General features: G+C 41.1%; 18 protein-coding genes. 9 read left to right on the plus strand and 9 right to left on the minus strand.

Annotated features, from left to right (window positions below):
• Positions 1 to 31 precede the first annotated feature (31 nt).
• Positions 32 to 1207, plus strand: a complete 1176-nt coding sequence (gene ampC / locus ACMHKH_RS01970) for a class C beta-lactamase (RefSeq protein WP_413519005.1) — start codon at positions 32 to 34, stop codon at positions 1205 to 1207.
• An 84-nt stretch (positions 1208 to 1291) separates the two neighbouring features.
• On the opposite strand, the gene ACMHKH_RS01975 is transcribed toward ampC, so the two are convergent.
• Together ACMHKH_RS01975 and ACMHKH_RS01980 are read right to left on the minus strand one after the other, a co-directional pair.
• Entirely contained in the window at positions 1292 to 2158 is an 867-nt protein-coding gene (locus ACMHKH_RS01975) for a hypothetical protein (protein WP_413519006.1), read from the minus strand.
• Positions 2159 to 2642: 484 nt separating this feature from the next.
• On the minus strand, positions 2643 to 3578 hold the full coding sequence (locus ACMHKH_RS01980) for a LysR substrate-binding domain-containing protein (protein WP_413519007.1): 936 nt from the start codon (positions 3576 to 3578) through the stop codon (positions 2643 to 2645).
• A 98-nt stretch (positions 3579 to 3676) separates the two neighbouring features.
• On the opposite strand from ACMHKH_RS01980, the gene ACMHKH_RS01985 reads away from it, so the two are divergent.
• Positions 3677 to 4111 (plus strand): DMT family transporter, encoded by a 435-nt coding sequence (locus ACMHKH_RS01985; protein ID WP_413519008.1) that lies wholly within the window; start codon positions 3677 to 3679, stop codon positions 4109 to 4111.
• A gap of 8 nt (positions 4112 to 4119) precedes the next feature.
• On the plus strand, positions 4120 to 4578 hold the full coding sequence (locus ACMHKH_RS01990; RefSeq protein WP_413519057.1) for a DMT family transporter: 459 nt from the start codon (positions 4120 to 4122) through the stop codon (positions 4576 to 4578).
• A gap of 11 nt (positions 4579 to 4589) precedes the next feature.
• Here ACMHKH_RS01990 and ACMHKH_RS01995 read toward each other — a convergent pair whose 3' ends face one another.
• The 6 genes from ACMHKH_RS01995 to ACMHKH_RS02020 form a co-directional block, all read right to left on the minus strand.
• Entirely contained in the window at positions 4590 to 5480 is an 891-nt protein-coding gene (locus ACMHKH_RS01995; RefSeq protein WP_413519009.1) for an alpha/beta fold hydrolase, read from the minus strand.
• 62 nt (positions 5481 to 5542) lie between these two features.
• Positions 5543 to 6088 carry a PaaI family thioesterase gene (locus tag ACMHKH_RS02000; RefSeq protein WP_413519010.1) on the minus strand — a complete coding sequence of 182 codons (546 nt, stop codon included), beginning with the start codon at positions 6086 to 6088 and terminating at the stop codon, positions 5543 to 5545.
• Between the two features lie 313 nt (positions 6089 to 6401).
• Positions 6402 to 7280 carry an IS3 family transposase gene (locus ACMHKH_RS02005; RefSeq protein WP_413519058.1) on the minus strand — a complete coding sequence of 293 codons (879 nt, stop codon included), beginning with the start codon at positions 7278 to 7280 and terminating at the stop codon, positions 6402 to 6404.
• Complete coding sequence (locus ACMHKH_RS02010; protein WP_413519011.1) at positions 7280 to 7591, minus strand: transposase; 312 nt, start codon at positions 7589 to 7591, stop codon at positions 7280 to 7282. Before ACMHKH_RS02010 ends, ACMHKH_RS02005 begins: the two co-directional genes overlap by 1 nt.
• A gap of 53 nt (positions 7592 to 7644) precedes the next feature.
• The gene (locus ACMHKH_RS02015) at positions 7645 to 8046 is read right to left on the minus strand and encodes a winged helix-turn-helix transcriptional regulator (RefSeq protein ID WP_413519012.1); all 402 of its coding nucleotides are present in this window, start codon (positions 8044 to 8046) and stop codon (positions 7645 to 7647) included.
• 277 nt (positions 8047 to 8323) lie between these two features.
• Positions 8324 to 9229, minus strand: coding sequence for a LysR family transcriptional regulator (locus ACMHKH_RS02020; RefSeq protein WP_413519013.1), 906 nt, complete (start codon positions 9227 to 9229; stop codon positions 8324 to 8326).
• 294 nt (positions 9230 to 9523) lie between these two features.
• Between ACMHKH_RS02020 and ACMHKH_RS02025 the strand changes: the two genes are divergently transcribed.
• The 4 genes from ACMHKH_RS02025 (at position 9524) to ppc (ending at position 17351) form a co-directional block, all read left to right on the plus strand.
• On the plus strand, positions 9524 to 11230 hold the full coding sequence (locus tag ACMHKH_RS02025) for an L-lactate permease (protein ID WP_413519014.1): 1707 nt from the start codon (positions 9524 to 9526) through the stop codon (positions 11228 to 11230).
• Between the two features lie 62 nt (positions 11231 to 11292).
• On the plus strand, positions 11293 to 13014 hold the full coding sequence (dld, locus tag ACMHKH_RS02030) for a D-lactate dehydrogenase (RefSeq protein WP_413519059.1): 1722 nt from the start codon (positions 11293 to 11295) through the stop codon (positions 13012 to 13014).
• A gap of 143 nt (positions 13015 to 13157) precedes the next feature.
• Positions 13158 to 14300, plus strand: coding sequence for an FMN-dependent L-lactate dehydrogenase LldD (gene lldD / locus ACMHKH_RS02035; RefSeq protein WP_413519015.1), 1143 nt, complete (start codon positions 13158 to 13160; stop codon positions 14298 to 14300).
• A gap of 270 nt (positions 14301 to 14570) precedes the next feature.
• Positions 14571 to 17351: a phosphoenolpyruvate carboxylase gene (ppc, locus tag ACMHKH_RS02040; RefSeq protein WP_413519016.1), complete on the plus strand. Its 2781-nt coding sequence runs from the start codon at positions 14571 to 14573 to the stop codon at positions 17349 to 17351.
• A gap of 1385 nt (positions 17352 to 18736) precedes the next feature.
• Here the strand turns inward: ppc and ACMHKH_RS02045 are convergent.
• Positions 18737 to 19246 (minus strand): hypothetical protein, encoded by a 510-nt coding sequence (locus ACMHKH_RS02045; RefSeq protein ID WP_068403484.1) that lies wholly within the window; start codon positions 19244 to 19246, stop codon positions 18737 to 18739.
• Positions 19247 to 19348: 102 nt separating this feature from the next.
• On the opposite strand from ACMHKH_RS02045, the gene ACMHKH_RS02050 reads away from it, so the two are divergent.
• Positions 19349 to 20704: a serpin family protein gene (locus ACMHKH_RS02050; RefSeq protein WP_413519017.1), complete on the plus strand. Its 1356-nt coding sequence runs from the start codon at positions 19349 to 19351 to the stop codon at positions 20702 to 20704.
• A gap of 26 nt (positions 20705 to 20730) precedes the next feature.
• The gene (locus tag ACMHKH_RS02055) at positions 20731 to 21945 is read left to right on the plus strand and encodes an SEL1-like repeat protein (protein ID WP_413519018.1); all 1215 of its coding nucleotides are present in this window, start codon (positions 20731 to 20733) and stop codon (positions 21943 to 21945) included.
• The last annotated feature ends 642 nt before the right edge of the window (positions 21946 to 22587 follow it).

Here is a 22587-nt window from a genome sequence, read left to right on the forward strand (position 1 = left end):
CCATCTAGCAGAATAAACGAGAAACTTTATAATGAATAAATCCTTTCAAACCCTTTTAAATCAAGTAGGACTTACAACTTTAGTAACAGCATCATTACTATCTGCAACCGTACATGCAGCAGACAGTAATGATCATCTAAAGAGCGCCGTTGATCAGCAAGCCAAATTACTCATGAATGAACATAATATTTCTGGAATGGCTTTTGGTATTATTATTGATGGCCAATCACATTTTTATCATTATGGGTTGGCTGATAAAAAAGCGGCCAAACCTGTGTCAGAGGACACTATTTTTGAGCTAGGCTCTATCAGTAAGACGTTTGCGGCTACTTTAGCCAGTTATTCAGAATTAAAGGGCACACTTACATTAGAAGATACCGCTGATAAATATATCCCTTACCTAAAAAACAGCCCCATTGGCAATACTAAGCTTATAAACCTAGCCACCTATTCCGCTGGTGGTCTGCCGCTACAAGTACCTGATGATGTTACAAATAATAAACAGTTGCTTCGTTATTATAAATCTTGGCAGCCAGTCTTTCCTGTCAACTCTAAGCGTTTATATTCCAATGCCAGCATAGGATTGTTTGGTTATATATCGGCATTGAGCATGAACGCTGATTACACACAATTGATGGAAGAAAAAATACTGCCGTCACTCAATATGCCCAACACCTTCATCAATGTGCCTAATGACAAAATGGCGGATTATGCGTTTGGCTATAATGCTGCTGGCGATGCTATCCGAGTCAATCCCGGCATGTTAGACGCTGAAGCCTATGGCATTAAATCCACCATTAAAGATATGACGCATTTTATGGCTGCTAATATGGGTCTGGTGCCGCTGGATAAAGATATTCAGCAAGCGTTAGACAATAATAGAAAGGGTTACTATCAGGCGAGCACTTTTACACAAGGGTTAGGATGGGAGATGTACCCTTATCCTACTCAGCTAGATACCTTGCTTGAAGGTAACTCAATGGACGTGGTACTAAAGGCTCAAGCCATTACAACAGATAACCATCCAACGCCTATTTCAAATAACGTCTGGGTCAACAAAACAGGCGCTACTAATGGGTTTGGTGGCTATATCGCTTATATTCCTTCCGAAAAATCAGGTATTGTCATTCTGGCAAATAAAAACTATCCCAATGCAGATAGGGTCAAAGCAGCGTATACGATTTTAGAGAGTGCGATAACTCATTGATCGAGCATGAGTCACAAAGCAACCTTATAAAAATGGCCTTTCACTAATAACCCAGCTAGATGCTGGGTTTTTTACGTTCATTTCTTAAGAGCAGCCTTCCACCAAATAAATCGCTTCTGGAATACCAATATCTATGCTTTTTACCTCACCTTTTAATAGGTTTTTATGGTCTGCTGTCCACTCAGTCGCCTTAATCATAGAATCACTCAGCTTTTGACCACCCTTAATATGGTATTCAATTTGTAGCGGCAGATTATCCTGTTTATTATTAAGCTCAATATTTTCGTCTTTTAAGAATTCTCCAAGTGGGTTTTCTTTTATCACCTTAAAATTGACGTTAGCAATCAGGCTATAGTAGTCACCATCAACTGCATATTTATCGACCTCGTAAGTGAGCTCATCATTATGTGCTTTCATGACGTCTGAGGCTAAATTGCCAACGTTGATGTCTTTATAAAACGCTATGCTTGGATCCTGAATACTGATCAGAGCAACTTTACCATCTATAATTTGGTACAGCACAGAAGCACGTTCACCGTACTCTTTATCGATATAGCTCAGTTTCGGATTACTGACGTAGTAGCACTGTTCGTTATCGCTCTTAGCTTTGCTCATTCCTAGGCTACTTAGCAGTTCAGGTGTAATAACCTGACCGAAGCTTAGTTTCTGATACCCTGATGGGCTTACGATTTGCTTATCAACTATATCTGCTACTTCGTTAGTTTGGGCTTTATTCATAGCATTCGTATCTGTAGGTGCTGGATTGACAGCCACCTCATCATTCTTAGCCATGTCTTTATCTGTATTATTCGTCTGCGTAGTGCCGTCATTATTTGAAGATGAGGGCTGTGAGTCACAGCCTACTATCAGTTGTACAGTACCCATTAATAAAGCAGAAGCCATTGCCTTTTTGAATACCGGCAATGATGATTTTAAATGAAAAAATAGCATGGCTTAATTCCTGAATTTGGATCATTGATATTAATATATACCTCAATGAACCTTGTATAAACTGTCTTTTTTATATTTGACTGTATTTATGATAAGGTTTGACCGTTGCGTGTATAAGAAATTAAAGCCAATTAAGACACATTAATAATTATTACCGCATTCAGTGATTTAGGTTCCTTAGTGAAAACTTGAACCTTCAACTATGCACTATATACACCAGTAGATGCAGTGTGACCTTTACCTTCAAATCCGTAAATATTAACTTGGGAGATTATAATTTTAAAAAATTTTGATCTGCTGTTTATTTTTATTAAGGTATGCTTAAAAAATCGAACTATAGTTTGTTAATTCAAAAAATATCCTGATTTTTTCAACAATGAATAATCTGATTAGAAATACCTCTGAATGGGTGTAATGACATCTTTGTATTGCACCTTGTTCTCATAAAACCTATGAATACTTATTAACTTTAAACTATCACTTTTTAATCAAGTTGCCAATAAAGGGGCGAGCCATAAACATTAGCAAAATAATCAATGAGTGCTCTAACATTTAGAGAAATATGACGAGTGTTAGGATAAATAGCCGCAACATGCTGAGGTGTGGTTTTGACTGCTGCATTATAATCAGGTAGTAGCTTAATAAGCTCACCGCTCTTTAAATATTCACCGATGAGCCAATCTGGGAAAAGCACAATTCCCATGCCTCTAAGTGCAGATACCAACAAAGATTCTGCATTATTAGACATTAATAAAGTAGGCGCTAAAAATGGCGTCCAATCTTCACTACCTGTCTTAAAGAGCCAGCGATTCGGTCCTGTTGAGCCTTTATATACTAAAGATTTATGATGCGTCAGATCTGCTGGTATTTGCAGCTTACCGTGTGTGCGTATGTACGCCGGAGAGGCAGCAAGATGATAAGTTTGCTGGCCAAAAATACGCGCATGAAAGGCGGAGTCATTTAAGGTGCCAATTCTAAAGATAACGTCCGTTGCATAATGATGAGGATCAATAAAGTCATCGGTCAAGGTCAAATCTATCTGTAATTTAGGATATTGAGCGCTTAGCTGTGGCAACCAAGGGGCGATATGTCGTTGTCCAAAAAAGACAGGGGCGTTGATTCTTAATAAACCACCCGGTTCTAAAGTCCTATCTTGAAGCTCCTGCTGTGCTGCACTCATGCTCTCGGTCATGGAGTGTGCATAGCGCATAAACACACGGCCCGCTTCAGTTGGAATGACAGCCCGTGTATTACGATAAAAAAGCTGCTGCCCCAGTGCGTCTTCTAACTGCTTGATGATACGTGACACTTTAGAAGCGGACACCCCTTCTTTTCGAGCCACTACCGAAAAACTCTGAGCATCAAAGACCGCTATAAAATATAGTAAGGTTTTTATGCTGATGTTATCCACCGTATTCATTTGTGCAACTTATGCAAAGGTCATTTCTATATTATAGCGTTTTTTAATGGGTATAGGCTGCGGTACACTACGCCACATTGCTCATTAAGGATTGCTATATGCAAATTTTATTAATACTCGTTGTTGTTTTAGGTGGCATGGGGTTGTCCGTTGAAGCGGGATTATTGGGGCCTTTAGGAAGTGAGGTGGGTGAGCTGTGGGCGACATTGAGTATTTTTGGTGTGGGCGCTGCTCTGACATTCTTTTTGATGTTGTTTTTTAGTCCGCGCGCGAGTCCTTCGTTTTTCTCACAGCCGCCTTTATTACTGATAGGCGGTATTTTGGGGCCTGTTTATGTGGTGGTATTAACCGTGGTCACGCCCGTCATTGGCATTGCGCTGACGATGATTGGCATACTGGCTGGGCAAGTGTTTCAGAGTTTAATCATAGATCATTATGGCTTATTCGAAACCATGGAGCGAAAAATAGATATTAAGCGAATTATTGCTTTATTTTTCATTATTGCCGCCCTTATTTTTATGGCAAAAGGATAATCCAGATGATGCTTATTTTAATGATTGTATTGGCCGTAATTGGCGGGGCGGCTTTGAGCGTTCAAGCGGCATTAAATGGTCGCCTTGGCGGCAATGTCGGCGTCTTTAAAAGTGCTTTTTTAACCTTTTCTGTGGGTGCAGTAGTAACCGCCTTGCTCATTTTCTTTTTTGAGCCTAGTCATACTGTGACGTTGATGGATGTGCCGAAGTGGCAACTACTTGGCGCCTTGTGCGGTGTACCTTACATCGTCATTATGGTGGTTGCGGTCCAGCGTATTGGTACTGCGGTGGCAACGGTAGCGGTTATTTTTGGTCAGCTAAGCATGAGTGTACTGATCGATAATTTTGGTTGGTTTGGGAATGAGGCGATTAGCCTTTCGGTCAGTAGAATGGCGGCGTTGGTTTGCTTGGCTATTGCGCTTTACTTTATTTATGCGAGTAGTAAGTCTGAGCCTAAGGTGGCTTAGCCTAAAGAGTCTCAGTAGCTCGTAAAATTTTTTATAATAATATTCGCGCATTGTTCAGGTGCTTCCATTGGTAGCAGATGTCCATTGTCCGATAGCTCAATGATGCGTTCAACAGGGACGAGATCTTCCCAAACTTTACGAACCTCATCGCTAATAAACATAGAAGGTTTACCAACGATAATGGTGTAGGGGACATTGAGAGCGTTTAGATCTCTCAAGGCGTCATTGACGAAAGGGGTGTCAAAGTAGCTTGCTAATTCTTGCTCAGGTGTGAATAGCAGGCTGTATTGGCCTTGATCATTTTCGACAAGACTGTTCTTTGCAAAGATATAAAGATGATCGTCATTAATGCGCTTAAAGGCGCGATGTGCTCGTAGATGATGGTAGTACGACTCAATACTTTCCCAATCTGCTTGCTTGGCTTGCGTGCTTTTAAAAGGTTCTCGACCTATTTTTAACTCGTCAGGTGCTGAGTTCATCATGAGGGTCTGTGACTTGGTAAAAGTAACAGGCTCTATTAAATACAGCTGTGAGAATAGTTCTGGCTGCTTGGCCGCGGCAATGGCGGTGGCAGTCGCACCCTGAGAATGTCCAATACCGACGATAGGCTTATCTTGAGTTTTCTCCAAAAAATCAATCAGTGTATCGGCATCTTCCTCGCGGGTTAGCTTCTTCACAGTGGGTAAGTCATGCCAATAGCCACGCATGGCGAGAATGGTGATGGTGAATTGCTCACTAAGCTTGGTTAATAGGGGTAGATAGACACCTGTCGTAAAGCCATTACCTCCATAAAAATGGGCAGCAGATAACGGAGAATTTTTATCACTATCGACCAAAGCAGACAGATCGTAATAGCGCGCTTTTTTGCCCTCTAGAGTCATCGTACGTTCGAATGTTTGCATGGTATTGCTCTTATTTTTAGCTAATGATTAAAACTATTTTTAGTAAAAATTAGTCACTACGCTCACGACGGCATATCAAATATCAAACAAGTCGTGGTGGCATGAGCATACAATTTGCCATCAGCACCAACAATGCGACCTTCAGCCGTGGCGGTTTGTCTTCCGACATGGATGATGTTCGCTTCAGCACGCACCAATGGGATTGCTTCGGTTAAAGCGCGGATCATGTTTACTTTAATCTCTAACGTGGTATAGCCTTTACCAGCTGGCAAGGTTGAGTGAATAGCGCAGGCAACAGCAGAGTCAAGAATGGTACAAAACCAACCGCCGTGCACGCTACCTAATGGGTTGTAGTGTTGCTCACCTGGTTGACCCTGAAAGAGGGCATGACCGTCTTCTATGCGAATAGGAATAAAATCAAGCGTCTCGCCAATCGGTGGTGACGGTAATTCTCCGGCAAACATGGCATCAAAGAGTTCTTTGCCACTCATACTGACCATTTTAGCAGGCGATGTGATCCCTGCAAGGCCTAATTTAGCGCGTATTCGTAAATCGTCAGCTTCCCAAGTAGCCATCACATCCGCAGCATCCATCTTTGTAACATCCATTTTACAATCCTGTTTTATACGAGTTATTTTTACGTTCAATCTTTTTAAGCTTACTTTTACGCGAGTAAAGAGTAGGGGGTCATATCTTATCCAATAATAAGATAATAATTTAAAAATAAGTGAGTTACTACTAAAAAGATAGTAACTATAAGTTTTTTAGCACGGTTAGGATAAGTTCAGTGGTGATTTGCTGGTAAGAAGCATTTCGCTAACTCACTATAGATAGTGGATAAGCTATGATTTTCTTAGCTGTATAGCACGTTTGCCAATTTCGATCCCAGTATTCTTATCAATGACGATGTGTAGTGGTCAACTAGTTTAGGACACCTGATAAGAGATTTTTATTAAAGTAGCGTTTCTCTTTTTCTAGCGGTGTTAAATAATTGTTGAAAGTATGCGGTCTCACGGTTTGATAATAGCCCCAGATATAATCAGCAATGGCGCTTTTAGCCTCAGCGATATTCTCATAACCACCTTTTGGCATCCATTCTGTTTTAAAGCTTCTAAAGAATCGTTCGGTTGGGGCATTATCCCAACAGTTTCCGCGACGGCTCATACTTTGCGTCATACCATCACAACTGACCACGGATTCAGCGAATGTCTTACTGGTGTAATGGGTTCCTTGATCGGAGTGAAACAGCACGCCACTGGGTTTGAGTCTGCTGTTATATGCCATCTGCAACGCTTTAGCGGTCAGCACGCTATCAGGCGAATCTGATACAGCAAATCCCACCACACGCCGAGCATATAAATCTAAAACGACAGCTAAATAGCACCAGCCGCCTTTGATACGAATATATGTGACATCGCCCGTCCAGACTTGATTGGGTGCTGTTTGACTGAAATTTCTATTTAAGATATTCTGATGGGTTTTATGCGCCTCATCACAGTGCTTATATTTGTGCGTCTTCAATTGACAGCTTTTAAGCCCCATCTGCGCCATGAGTTTACCTGCCATATAACGAGTCAGCTTGATGCCATGCTTATTCATCAAAATGGCGGCAATGCTACGAGCGCCTGCTGAGTGCTTTGAATCGTTGAATATTTGTCGTATTAAGGCTTTGGTTTTGACGGCTTCAAGGCTAATTAGCTTGGGCTTTAGTCCATAGTAGTAACTACTCTTCATCACGCCAAACAGCTTGCACAGAAGGTTTTTATTGACCTGCTTGTCTTGCTCTGCAAGCTGACTGATTAACGATAGCCGTTCAGACTGTCCAAGGCCAGCAGAGCAGAAGCCTTTTTTAGAATGTCGCGCTCCATAGTGAGTCGCTTAACTTGTTTGCGCAATTCTTGGAGCTCGCGCTGCTCATCTGTTAAAGCGTTGCCGACTTTAGGGGCTTCGCCATTTATTTCTTGACGGTATTGACTCAGCCATTTCTGCAGAGTGGATTTGCCTATTCCTAAAGAGTCGGCCACGTCAGGTATTTTACGCTTATGATCAACGACTAAGCTGATGGCTTCTAATTTGAATTCTCGGGTATATTGATTGCGTTTGGTGGTCATACTGTTTTCCTTCTTTGGGTTAGTATAAACCTCTTATGCACTGTCCTAATTTATTATGCCACTACAATGGGCTTAATCTCCACACCTGTCTCTGAATCTATAAAGACGGGTATCTGTACGCCTTCCTCGCCCGGTTTATGAGCGCGGGCCCAAGTTGCTAGTACAAATAATACGGGTAATATGTCTTGCCCAGATTGAGTGAGTAGATATTCTTCGCGCGGCGGAAGCTCTGAGTAGCGTCTTTTTTCAAATAAGCCCTTATCTACCAATGTTGCCAAGCGTTTGGTGAGCATTGAGGGAGAAATACCCAAACTGCTGCGAAATTCATCGAAGCGAGTAAGACCCATATGGGCATCACGTAAAATGAGCATGCACCAAGTATCGCCGTATATCGACAGACTACGGGCAATAGGACAGTTAGCAAGGCTGGGCTTATCTAAAGACACTTTAGCCATAATAGTCACTATCAATTTCTGGTTTTTGGAGTTCTATTATACCTAAAAGCGCGCTAATTTTTATGGGGTGTCTTAGCACACCTGAATCAGTATTTCGGTTGGTATAGTAAAATCTAATATCGAGTCAGTCTCTTATAAAAATTTTCTCAATGTACAGTACCAAATACACCGTGATTCTCTAAATTACTCAAGCTATGTCGCGAGTAGTAACAGCCTCTTATTAGCTTTTTGATTTCACTCATCCTCTTATGTACATCGGAAACAGGCTTACTATTACTTAGCAATAGTAAGCCTGTTTCCGATGTAATGAGTCTCGCAAATGTGCAACGAGCAGTTTTAACTTTTGATCCGGTTGTCTGACCTTAGGATAAACCGCATATAGGCCAAGCTTCTTGCTGGTAAAACATTGTAAAATCTGCGTGAGTGTATTTTTCTGTATTTCCTCATAGATCAACACTTGTGGTAAAAAAGCGATACCTAAATCGCTAAGCGCGGCTTGTTTAATTGCACTCAGATGATTGCTATAAAACCGACCATAGACAGATATTAATTGCTCTTTGCCGTCTATATATAGCGGCCATGTATTGTTAGCCGTATTATCAAACTTATAAACTAAGCACTCATGATTCTGTAACTGTTCAGGAGCTTGAGGTGTACCATATTGCTTTAAATAGGCTGGAGTCGCGCATATAATCCACTGGCTATCTATAAGGCGCCTTGCAATGAGTGAAGAATCTTCAAGCACAGCGGTCCTTATTGCCAGATCAAATCCTTCTTCTATCAAGTCAACCAATCGATTGGTAATTTGTAACTCTACTGATACTTCAGGGTGTTGTTTACAGAATTCGGCAATAGCTTCGCTAAATATGAAATTCGCAGAGACCACAGGCATGGTTATACGTATATGGCCTTTCATATCTTCGCCGTAACCCGTGACAGCATTTTCAGCTTCTTGAAAGGCGGATTTAGCAATTTTAGCCTTGTTATAAAGCGCCCTGCCTGCATCGGTTAAGCTCAACTTTCTAGTGGTTCTATAAAGCAGCTGAGTATTTAAGTTCTCTTCTAACCTCGCAATGCGCTTGCTCACTACTGAGTTCGTCAATGATAATTTTTCAGCGACTCTAGAAAATGACCCTTCTTCAACAACCTGAACGAATAAAATCATGTCGTCAGCTTTGGTCACACTTGTTCTCCAATTGCAGTAATGTGTTTCTGATTATATCAAAAAAGGAAAATAACATTGTCCATTGATGCAATATATCAATGAATTAACAAGGCGTAGACTATTTCAGGGCGTTTTTGACATTGGGACATAAACTGTCGCAAGTCGTGATCAGCTTTGTCTACAAGACAGATTTAGTAAATAAGCAGTCCCTATTTGTGAATATTTAATACAACTTGGTCATCATGGGTTCGTCAAAATAAAGGCTTCGATGACTTGGTTCAGGGAAGATCACACAATCAAAAGGATGTAATTTTGAATCAAACAATATATGGGCTTTTGGCATTACTGCCAATCGTTCTCTGTGGTATTTTTCTGATAGGTTTGCAATGGTCAGCTAAAAAAACAATGCCAATCATTTTAGTGGTTACCGCTGCGCTTGCCATTTTTATATGGGATATGACGCTTAACCGAGTGTCATCATCTATTATTCAGGGTTTGGTCATTACGGTTTCGGTATTGTGGATAGTCTTTGGGGCTATTTTTTTGTTGAATACATTGAAACATACTGGTGCAATCGCTGTTATCCGTGCTGGGTTTACTAATGTATCGCCAGATAGGCGTGTGCAAGCCATTATTATTGCATGGTGCTTTGGCTGCTTTCTTGAGGGCGCCTCTGGTTTTGGTACAGCTGCCGCTATTGCAGCGCCTTTGCTGGTGGCAGTAGGATTTCCGGCGCTAGGTGCGGTGTTGATGGGAATGATGATACAAAGTACACCTGTATCATTTGGTGCGGTCGGTACGCCTATTGTGATAGGGGTAAATGATGGGTTAGATAAAGCTGCCATTAGTGCTCAACTGGCACAACAAGGAGTACAGTGGGGCGAATTTTTACAACTGATTACCAGTCAAGTCGCCATTATTCACGGTGTCATTGGTACGTTTATGCCACTTTTTATGGTGATGATGCTCACTCGCTTCTTTGGTAGAAACAAAAGCTGGCGAGAAGGCTTTGCGATTTGGCCGTTTGCAATTTTTGCAGGCTTGGCATTTACAATCCCTTATGTGATAACCGGTGTTTTTTTAGGGCCAGAGTTTCCGTCACTGGTCGGTGGCTTGGTCAGTATTACTGTCGTTGTTAATGCTGCTAAAAGAGGGTTTTTGGTACCAAAAACCACATGGGATTTTGAACCGCAAAAAAACTGGCCGAGTGAATGGCTTGGTAAGTTAGTGGTCAGTAAAGAAGATATTACGCTGACCTTGAGTGATAAGAAAATGTCCACCCTTATGGCGTGGTTCCCTTATTTACTGGTTGCCCTTTTACTGGTGTTTTCAAGAGTATTTACAGGCTTTCAGTCTTTACTTAACAGTGTAGCAGTAGACCTAACCTCGATTTTAGGTGAGACAGATATCAGTGCCAGTTTTAGTCCTTTATACTTACCAGGCGGCTTGTTACTAATTAGTGCTTTGGTTGCCGCCGCTTTTCAAACTAGAAAGCCCGTCAGCGCCCTAAACAGTGCCTTTAAAGAATCAGGCAAGACTGTACTAGGGGCAGGTTTTGTACTTATTTTTACGATTCCAATGGTTAGAATTTTTATCAATTCAGGCATAAACTTATCAGATGTGGCGAGTATGCCAGTCGCCAGTGCAGAGTTGTTTTCAGGTACTTTTGGCAATGTTTTTCCATTGATTAGTGCAACCATTGGTGCTTTAGGTGCATTTATCGCCGGCTCTAATACCGTATCTAATATGATGTTCAGTCAGTTTCAGTATGAAGCCGCCATGAGCTTACATATTTCACCTTCTCTAATCATCGCGGCGCAAGCGGTTGGTGCGGCAGCGGGTAATATGATTGCCATACACAACGTAGTAGCTGCATCCGCAACGGTGGGTTTACTTGGAATGGAGGGCGCGACGCTTCGGCGTACTATTTTACCTACCCTGTATTATGTGTTGTTCTGTGGCATCATCGTCATGGCTGCAATTTACATTTTCGGTTTTCAGGGCCCTTTAGTATCGTGAATAATACACCATCACATGATAAGGAGTATCGTATCTCTTCATTGAATCTTTCATCAGCAAACATGACTTCTCAAGACCTACTTAGTCCTAATCAAGTTTTAGATAAACTCACAGACGTGCTAGGCGCTCGCAATGTACAGGCTGATCCAGAGAAAAACGAATACTATAGAATGGGATGGCGCTCTGGTGGCGGCAACGCGTTGGCAGTTTTGTTTCCGCAAACCTTGCTGGAGATTTGGCGTAGCCTACAAGTGTGCGTTGAAGGTAACTGCATTATTATTATGCAAGCGGCAAAAACAGGCCTAACCGAAGGTTCAACGCCAAGCGGTAATGACTATGATAGACCTGTGGTGGTCATTAATACGCTGGCAATAGACCAATTGTATTTGATAAATGATAATGAGCAAGTAATCAGTTTGGCTGGGGCGACGCTACACCAATTACAAAGTCAGCTGAATGCGGTGAATAGAGCGCCGCATTCGGTCATTGGTTCCTCGACTTTAGGGGCGTCTATTATTGGTGGGATTTCTAATAACTCGGGAGGATCCTTGGTGAAAAGAGGCCCTGCTTACACCGAATTAGCTTTGTTTGCGCAGATTAACGAACAAGGTCAATTGGTGTTGGTCAACCACCTAGATATATGGCTAGGTGACACTCCGGAAGAAATACTGACGAGATTGCAAAATGGTGATTTTGATAAGAGGAAGCTACCTGACAGTGGCAAAATGGCATCAGACAAAGAATATATCGCCAGAGTAAAAGATATTGATGCAAGTACGCCAAGCCGTTTTAATGCTGATAAGCGCCGACTGTATGAAGCCAGTGGGTGTGCAGGCAAGCTGGCGGTATTTGCAGTACGCCTAGATACTTATCCAACCGCTACAAAAGAGAAAGCTTTCTATATAGGCAGTAATAGTGTCAGTGAGCTTGCCCAGTTAAGAAGGCAGATATTATCAACTTTCAAAAATACTCCTGAAGTTGGCGAATATATGCATCGCGATATATTTAATGTATCCGCTAAATACGGTAAAGACACTTTTTTAAGTATCAAGCATCTCGGCACAGATGCCTTACCTAGGTTATTCTCTATCAAAGGCGCTATTGACGCTAAATTTCATAAGTGGTCGTGGATGCCAAAGCATTTCACCGATAAAGTCATGCAGTTTATAGCTAACTTATTTCCAAAACATTTACCTGAGCGCATGCTGGCGTACCGTGATAAGTACGAGCATCACCTCATAATAAAAATGAGTGATGACGGGATAGTGGAAGCCCAAGATTTTTTGCAGTCGTTTTTTGCGGCATCAAAAACCGGTAGCTATTTTGAATGTAGTAAAGAAGAGTCAGAAAGTGCTTTTTTGAACCGTTTCGCAGCCGCCGGTGCAGCATTAAGATATGAGGTCATCCATGAAAAAGAAGTAGGCGAGATATTAGCGCTCGATATTGCTATACCACGTAATGAATTAGAGTGGCTTGAAACCCTACCTGAAGCAATTACACAGCATTTAGAAATGAAGTTATATTACGGACACTTCTTTTGTTATGTGTTTCATCAAGACTATATTTTGAAGAAAGGCAGTGATGCCAAGCTTGTTAAAAAGATGATGTTAGAGTTATTGAGCGCACGCGGAGCAAAGTATCCTGCTGAGCATAATGTCGGTCATCTATACGAAGCAGAGCCTGATCTACAAAACTTCTATAAAAGTCTAGACCCAACCAATAGCTTTAATCCGGGTATTGGTAAAACATCAAAAAATAAACGCAACTGCTCGTGCTGTGTGTAATAGTTAGTGTGGGCTGAGCTTTATGCTGAAGCACGAGTACAAAGTTAGAATAAAAAAAGATATATCATTTGGCACTAATCAACACACCATTAGAGATTAAAAAATATTACATAGATATCTAACAGCATAAAAAGGGTAAGCGTATGATTATTTCATCTCCAAACGATTACAGGGCTGCTGCCAAGCGCAGACTGCCACCATTTCTATTTCATTATATAGATGGCGGTGCTTATGAGGAATATACCTTAAAGCGTAATGTTGAAGATTTATCAAAAATTGCTCTTAGGCAACGTGTACTGAATGATATGTCACAGCTCAGTCTCGAGACGCAATTATTTAACGAAACCCTATCCATGCCTGTCGCATTGTCACCAGTCGGTCTCACAGGTATGTATGCACGTCGCGGGGAGGTGCAAGCCGCTATGGCAGCCGATCAAAAAGGCATTCCGTTTACCATGTCGACGGTTTCGGTTTGTCCGATTGAAGAAGTGGCGCCTAAAATCATCCGTCCAATGTGGTTTCAGCTTTATGTATTAAAGGACCGAGGCTTTATGAAAAATGCCTTGGAGCGTGCCAAAGCGGCGGGGTGTTCGACTCTAGTCTTTACGGTGGATATGCCGGTACCAGGGGCACGCTACCGAGATATGCACTCTGGTATGAGCGGTAAAAATGCCGCTATGCGCCGTTACTTCCAGTCTGTGACGCATCCGCAATGGGCATGGGATGTAGGACTAAACGGCCGTCCGCACGATCTGGGCAATATCTCTACTTATTTAGGTAAGCCAACAGGGCTAGAAGATTATATAGGCTGGCTAGGTAATAACTTTGATCCCTCTATTTCTTGGAAAGATTTAGATTGGATTCGTGAGTACTGGGATGGACCTATGGTCATCAAAGGTATTTTGGACCCAGAAGATGCCAAAGATGCGGTGCGTTTTGGGGCAGACGGTATAGTCGTATCCAATCATGGTGGACGACAACTAGACGGTGTTTTATCCAGTGCACGGGCGCTGCCTCCTATTGCTGATGCGGTGAAAGGAGAGATTAAAATCTTAGCCGACTCTGGAATACGCAATGGCTTAGATATTGTGCGCATGTTAGCGTTAGGCGCTGATATTTGCATGCTAGGGCGCGCCTTTATCTATGCTTTAGCAGCGGATGGCGGTGCAGGGGTTAGCAATTTGCTAGAACTGCTAGATAAAGAAATGCGCGTCGCGATGACCTTGACTGGCGCCAAAACGATTGCTGATATTAATTCTGACTGTTTGGTAAAACTGGATAATTAAACTTGAAGCCGTTAGTTTAGTCATCAATTATAATAATGAAACTCATAATGTTGTTGGCTTACTAGGGATAGACAGATATACCATTACAGGAATGGCTGACCCAGTATCACCAAAAAATAAATGATTAATACATAAAGCTGGCAACGTCTTGGCTGATGAGAAGCGAGAGCTTCAAGATCCACATAAACAGGTTAAGTGTCTTACACCATAGAAAACCTACATTTAAGACCGCACGACTATATTTTAATGAATTTGATCAGGAGATCAAGGATGACTATCGATAACGACGTACTACGCGAACGCATCAGCTTATTAGGATCATTTCTAGGAGAGGCGATTTCTCGGCAAACGGGCGAACAAACGCTTGATACGATTGAAACCCTGCGCAAAGGCTTTATCCAACAACGACGCGCGCCTAACGAAGCGAACCAGCAACAACTCATCGACTTCATAGCCTCGTTAGACAATCAAACCTTAAAAAATGTCATCCGCAGCTTTTCTATCTATTTTTTCTTAGCCAATCTAAGTGAAGAGAATTACTTACGAGAGCAACGTCAAGCCATGCGTATGCAATCGGAACACAGCTGGGAAGGCTCGTTTCGTCGTACCTTGCTTGAATGCCGGGAACGCAATATTGAACCTGTCCAAATGCAAGAGCTGATTGAGCAACTGAAATTTATCCCGGTCTTTACCGCTCATCCTACTGAAGCGCGTCGCCGTACAACCATGAATCTATTACAAAGTCTATTCATTCATAGCGATGCCTTAAACAACTTTACTGAAAATAGTTTTGCCTATGAGCAAGCGAAAGAACAAACGGCGCAAACGATTGATTTATTATGGTCATCGGATGAAGTGCGGACCCGTAAGCCGTTGGTCTATGACGAGATCAATAATGGTTTACACTATTTCAATGCCAGTTTATTTAACGCTATTCCCAAGGTTTATCGCAATATTAAAGACGCCATTGTTGATATTTATCCAGAGCTAACAGATTATCCATTACCGGCGTTCATGAGCTTTGGCTCTTGGATTGGTGGCGACAGAGATGGCAATCCCTTTGTCACTCATGACACCACAGAAATGGCAGTGCTGATGCATGCCAATGCCGTTTTGCGCCATTACCAAGTATTAATCAAAAAATTGCGCCGTGAACTTATTCACAGCGATACCATTACTGAGATTGCACCAGACGTTTATGCTCGTATAAAGGAATACGCCACTCTCGATCAAAAAGTATTTTATTATAATCCTAATGATTACAACAATGAGCCGTACCGAAGGTTGTTATCGATTATCCTTGCCAAAATAAAAGCGACCAATCGTCATATTCAAAGTAAAGGTACAGACCTTGAAGCCGCACAAGATGCTTACGCCAACCCACAAGAGCTATTAGAAGATTTACGCATCATCCGAAAAAGTGTCAATACTCATGACAAAGCACATGGCGAAGGCCTATTGCTAGATACGATTCGTCTGGTCAAAACCTGTGGTTTCCATCTAGCAGCGCTCGATATTCGTCAAGAGTCGTCTTATCATAGCGAGGTGATAGCCGATATTTTCGCTAATGCCTCGAACTTACCAGACTATCAAACCCTGAGTGAAATCGAGCGCCAAGAGTGGCTCACGCGCTTGCTTGAAAAGCCGGGCATACCACTTATTTATACCGATAACTTGAGTGACAAAACACGCGAACAATTGGCTTTGATGAACTCTGTGGCAACCTTACGTAAACTGGTTGGACAAGATACTTTTGGCAGTTATGTTATCTCGATGACCAATAATGCCAGTCAATTATTAGAAGTGTTGCTACTCATGCGCTTTGCAGGCTTATGCAAGATTAATGATAAGGGCCAGTTATCTGCTGACTTACCCGTTGCGCCCTTGTTTGAAACCATCGAAGATCTTAAAAATATCGATAAGATTTTACCCGCCGTGTTGGATAATCCGCTCTATCGCGAACTGCTTCAGCATTCAGATAACACTCAAGAAATCATGTTAGGCTATTCAGACTCATCAAAAGATGGCGGCATCATTACTTCTGCATGGCAGCTGTATAGCGCGCAGCAAACAATCAATCGTATCGCTGATGAATATGGTATCAAAACCCGCTTGTTTCATGGTCGCGGTGGCTCTGTCAGTCGTGGTGGTGGCTCAACACATAAAGCGATTGCCGCGCAACCTGCAGGCACCCTGCACGGACAAATTAAAGTCACCGAGCAAGGCGAAGTCCTTTATGCCAAATATGCCAACACTGATACGGCGGTATTTGAGCTGACTATGGGTATCACTGGTACGCTTAAAGCTTGCTCCTCAAGGTTTGTGGTGCAACCGCCTGAATTGCCAAATTATGAAGCACTATTTGCGCGTTTGGCAGACGCCGGTGAACAACGCTATCGTCAGCTGACTGACCACACCGAAGGGTTTTATCAATTCTATTCACAAGCAACGCCAGTGGCAGAAATATCCTTATTAAATATCGGTTCACGCCCCGCACACCGTAATAAAGGTTTGCCAAGCAAAACCACCTTGCGCGCCATTCCGTGGGTATTTGGTTGGTCATTAGCACGCTTTACACTGCCTGCTTGGTATGGTGTCGGTAGTGCTTTACATAGTGTCAAAAAAGACGAAGCCCTGATGAAAGAGATGAATGACTGCTGGCCATTCTTTAACGTGTTTATTAGCAATATTGAAATGGCTTTTACTAAATCTGATATGAGTATTGCTCAGGCTTATAGCCAGCTATGTGAAGATGAGGGATTACGTAAAAAGATTATGCAAGCGGTAATCGATGAACACCAGCTGACCTGTTCAGGTTTAAACGCTTTGCTTAACCAAAAATCGTTATTGGCGCATCAACAGAATCTTTCGGCTTCCCTTGAATGGCGAAATGCGTATTTAGATCCAACCAACTATATACAGATTGAGCTGTTAAAACGTGCCAGACAAAAACAGGCTAAAGGCGATGTTAGCCATGGCAACCTTGCCGTTGAAGATCCATTAATACGTAGTATCAATGCTTTGGCAGCGGGTCTGCGTAATACGGGGTAATTGGCACGTGAGGCGCCCAAACTATGTAGGAGCTAGATTTAATCAAGTCAGCAGTAATATTAGAGTCAGTCATTCTATCAATGTAGCTAATGGATAAGGGTCGAACAAATCTGGAAGGTATCAACTCGATTCTTTAGATTAAGGTATCTCAGGAAGAGCGAGAGATGTGAGAAAAGACCAATGAATGTCGAACAAATTTGGAAGGCTATTTTGGTGACTCTAAACAAAAACGTATTACAACGTAGTTAGCTATGATAATAACAGCTATAAGGTGTATATATATTTGGACTTACTGAGATGCCAAGTAGGAGCATTGTCAGAGCTTGTATAGGTTCTTATTAATGATATAGAGTAATAGGCATTCAGAAGGGTTATTGCTTTTACTTTGAGCTGATTGTCACTTGGTGGCGAATACTTCTGTACCTAACGTAGTTCAAGCATATTCGCATTAATGAGGAAGTCGGCTAAGCTACCAACAATCGATTGATGAGTGATTTGGTTATTAGGTGATGATTAGAAATGACAGATTATGCAAAGGGCTTGGTAGGTATTGTGAAGGTAATAAGCTTAGCAATGATGAGCAGAGCAAGATTACCAAACAGACTAACTTTGAGTGAATAGTAAAATTACTGTATCTACAACATATCTATAATAGGCTTCTGGAATATATATAGAGGCTATTAGCGACTTGAATTAATACATTAATCGATTACGGATACACTAGGATCTATGAAGACTCTATACATTAAGGCTTCAAGATATATCAGTTAGTAATTATACTAGCGGTGATTACAATGATTATTTGAACAGGTAACACATATCATGGTTAAGCAATTAACAACCAGACTGACTAACGATTTACTGTTTAATTATAATCCCATGAACTTATCATCAGGTACCGTCCCTTTAACTTATGGCTACCTAAATTTAGGTTCACGATTTAAAAGAGTTAATTTTCTATTAAAAACAATGACCTATAGTTAATATAAAAATAAGTGGTTCATGAACCTTGGTATGTGACATAGCCTGAGTACAACAACTTTAATTTAAACTATTAGGAGTCTCAACTGAGACACTGAATTACGCTAAAAAATCAAGATGATCGTTCATTCATTCTCCTAGCTTTTTTATTTAAGGGGGTTTTTCGTTACAAAATGAGAAAACCAGCCATACTGAAAAAGTAGCGATATTAGCACAATTCTTGCTGATTGCTTCTTGGTTAGAGTGAATAAATCATCATTTATATCAATGAATTATACTTCTGATTCTTCAGTAGATACTTGAAATGAGTATTTGAGTTTTTCATACATGGCAAAGCACTTTCACTACTTGTCTTTTGTAAAGCACTCTCTCTTTATAATTGACCTCTTAAGCTGATTTGCCTGCTAGTCAAATTTAGTGCCGAACAATATTGAGCTACGTTTGAGGCACGAGGGCTTCGCTTTTGATATAAAAATATCTTGTACTTTTTGAAACTGACTATCTAAAGCAATACCATTTGAACGAATAATATTACCTATTAAAAAGCCTCTGTCATAAATATAGACAATGCCTTTACCTTTATCCCAATAGGTCACTCCTTCAGGCAGTATAGGCGTAGAAAACATGCCATCACTTGACTCTATTAATAAACAACCCTCTATTACAACCAATCGTCCACCGACCCCCATGTCTAACTGGGGTTCCTCAGGATCAAAAGGGTATGTAAATATATCTGCATATGTCGGTGTTAATATATTAGAGATATCCTCTATTTCAGTCTTCAGGACTTTATTCTCACTAGTGGCTTTATTCATCATGTTTTTTGAAGGTGTCATACAACCTGATATTAAGATTGCTAAAAATATGATTAAGTATTTTTTAAGCTTATGGCTATCCTTATACACTGTATTCATCTGAAATATCATCCTTAAATTTATTAGCATATGTTTACTAAATCAGCCTAAACCCTTGTATATAATCAGGACATCATCCGAATTATAAAGAGGTACAGCGCCGTGAAAAACCGTAACTATTACATTTATAAAAAGCCTACGATTAAGCTCAGCATGGGTATGCTTGCTTTAGGCAGTTTACTGGCAATCGCTGGTTGTAATAATAGCTTGGTTGACAATCAACTGATAAAAGCGGCAGCCGAAAAACCTGTAGTTAGCAAGACTGAGAACCCTTCAACCCCAAAGACTGATAAGAACTATATCGCTGCTGACGACTCTGCTTCAACGCCTGAAGGTATCAAGCAAGTCGTTAATGCCAACAATCAATTCGCTATTGATCTGTATCAGCAGATAAATAAGCAACCTGCACAATCAGATAAAAACATCTTCTTCTCGCCCTATAGCTTGTCCACTGCCATGGCTATGCTCTATGCCGCAGCAGAGGGTGAAACAAAGCAGCAAATCCAAAAGACCTTTCATTATCCAACGCCAGCTATCCTTAATCCCAATAGTGCCGCGCTCTACAATCAATTTAATAAACCCAATTCAAATTATGACTTAAGCACGGTTAATGACTTATGGATACATCAAGGCTTGAGCCCCAATCAAACTTATTTGGATACGGTGCAGCGCTATTACGGTGGTAAAGTCACCACTCTTGATTTTAAAAACAGTCCTGAACCTTCCCGTCAGACTATCAATAAGACCATTGCCAAACATACCAAGCAGATGATTCCTGAGCTGCTCGCAAAAGATAGTATTAAAGCAGATACAGCTGCTGTATTAACCAATGCCGTTTATTTTAAGAGCGAATGGGCACAACCTCTAGGCCTACGAGGTAGCACTCAACCTTTTTATAACCTCAATGGCACAACCACTGATACGAATTTTATGTATAGTATAGAAAGCTTTGATTACATGGAAGATGAGCGAGTACAAGTGGTAGAACTGCCTTACAAAGGCGATGAACTATCGATGCTAGTTGTCTTACCAAAGTCAAAAGAAGCAGCTGCCATGCAAAAGCTGATTGCAAACTTGAGTACCGCTCAGATTAATAAATGGACTGAGCGATTAGAGAGCAAAGAGATTTTTTTGAATATGCCCAAGTTCAAGTTAGAGCAGATCTATAAGATGGAATCTATTTTGACTGAGATGGGCATGCCAATAGCTTTTAGTAATAAAGCTGATTTTAGCTTGTTTAATGACAAGTTACCTTTAGCAGTAGATTCAGTTATTCATAAAGCGGTGGTTGAGGTTGATGAAAAAGGAACGGTTGCAGCAGCTGCAACTAGCATCGTTATAACGCCTATTTCAGCTTCATACAACGCTGAGTTTACAGCCGATCACCCGTTTATGTTTATGATTAAAGACAATAAAACCGATGCCATATTGTTCTTAGGTCAGGTGAATAAACTATAGCAATGTGTATTTTGGAGCGATTTAATATGCAAAGATTCAAACAGAATTTAATGAGAAATATAACAATCTCGGTATTATCGTTCGGGCTGTCTGTATCCGCTATAGCAGCTGATTATATAGCAGAAGAAGCAACTGAACAGCTAGAAGACAACTATACTCAGCAACAGCTTGCCAAGCTATATTTAGAGAATTTAGACTTGCCCGAAGATAGCAGGAAACCGTATGAATGGTTTGCCATTCGAGGATATGCTCCTGCTCAATTCATGCTGGGTCTCCAAGCTTATGATCCTATAGACACGATTAAATGGTATCAGATAGCTGCTGATAACGGGCATACCTCTGCAATAGCTAATCTTGCCTATATCTATTATGCGGGTAAGTATGGCGTACCTCAGGATTACGCCAAGGCTTTTAAATTATATAAAACATTAGCCGATACTGATGACATGCAAGCTCAGTATCAACTTGCAGAGATGTACTATCATGGTGCAGGTACGCCTCAAAGTTATAGTCAGGCTTTTACCTATTATCAGAAGGCCGCTGATAATGAAAAAATAGAGGCTAAATACACAAAAATGTATGCTGAATATAGCTTGGGGCTTATGTATTATGGCGGTTTAGGTGTTGCCCAAGATTATAAAAAAGCCTTTCATATCTTTGAAAATCTTGTTGCTCAAGGTAATACTAATGCTGAGTATAACTTGGGAGTCATGTACGATCGCGGCTTAGGGGTTACTCAGGATAAGATCAAAGCAAAAGAATGGTTTGAGATAGCGGCTAGTCGGGAGAGTTATATGGGTCTTGGAAAGACACATGCCGAATACCGTCTAGGGAAAATGTACTTTGAGGGAATAGGTGTTGCTCAAGACTATGATGCCGCCTTAAGTTGGTTCAAAAAAGCGGCGAATAATCACTATTTTTTGGGTCGTGGAGAGATGAGTAAAGGAGATTTACTGACACAATACCAGTTGGGCGATATGTATTATAACGGGATTGGCGTCACTCAGGATTATACTCAAGCTTTTAGGTGGTATGAACAAGCGGCCAGAAATAGGTATCTCAATACTGTTGATGGGTCATGGAGCAAGGGTAGTGAACGCGCTCAGTATCTTATAGCGCTGATGTATTATAAGGGCTTGGGTGTTAATAAAGACAAAGCCATGGCAAAAGAGTGGTTAGAAGTATCTTGCGATAACGATTACCAAGCGAGTTGTGATTATCTTCAGAAACTCTCTAAATAAGGAATTTAGTTTTTCAAGATGATGGGTTTTAGGTTATTGAGATAACAGCGGTGTACTCTACCGTATCCCTATAAAGCCGATTAAGCGCTTTTTAACTCAATGCCTAACATCCTTTACCAGTCTTGTTAAAGCTATCTCATCCTGCTGTATAGACCATTTTATCTTATAGTAAATATATATCGTTCTTTATCGTATGAAGCGGCATAGGGCACTGCATCTCTAGAATAGGTATTCTTATCCTGATCAGTATAGTCGATGGATATTGAATCTTCATAGCTTGTGTATTGGATAGCGTAGCGATAGGAGGAGTTAGGCGGCAAATCTCCGATCAAGTCCACTCTCTTGGAGCTGGTATATTTGATGCGTACGTCAGATATGAGATAAGCGCTTTCGTTATTTATGATAATTTTGCCTTTATCCTTCTCAAAATATGAGCACGATATTAAAAGCATACTCATCAATCCTATTAGAACATTCTTATTAAAAACCATATCTCTCTCACTTTTACGATTTACTACTACTACTGGCTTATTAGAAATCGTGCAAAATCAGTAATGTACCTATTCGCTAATCACTTTTAGGCATTCTTAAGTTCAGTACAGCGCGCTTACCAAACTACACTAAACGATTGTATAGAGATGA

Origin of the sequence: Psychrobacter glacincola (assembly GCF_965118485.1) — a bacterium.
Taxonomy (GTDB): Bacteria; Pseudomonadota; Gammaproteobacteria; order Pseudomonadales; family Moraxellaceae; genus Psychrobacter; species Psychrobacter glacincola_D.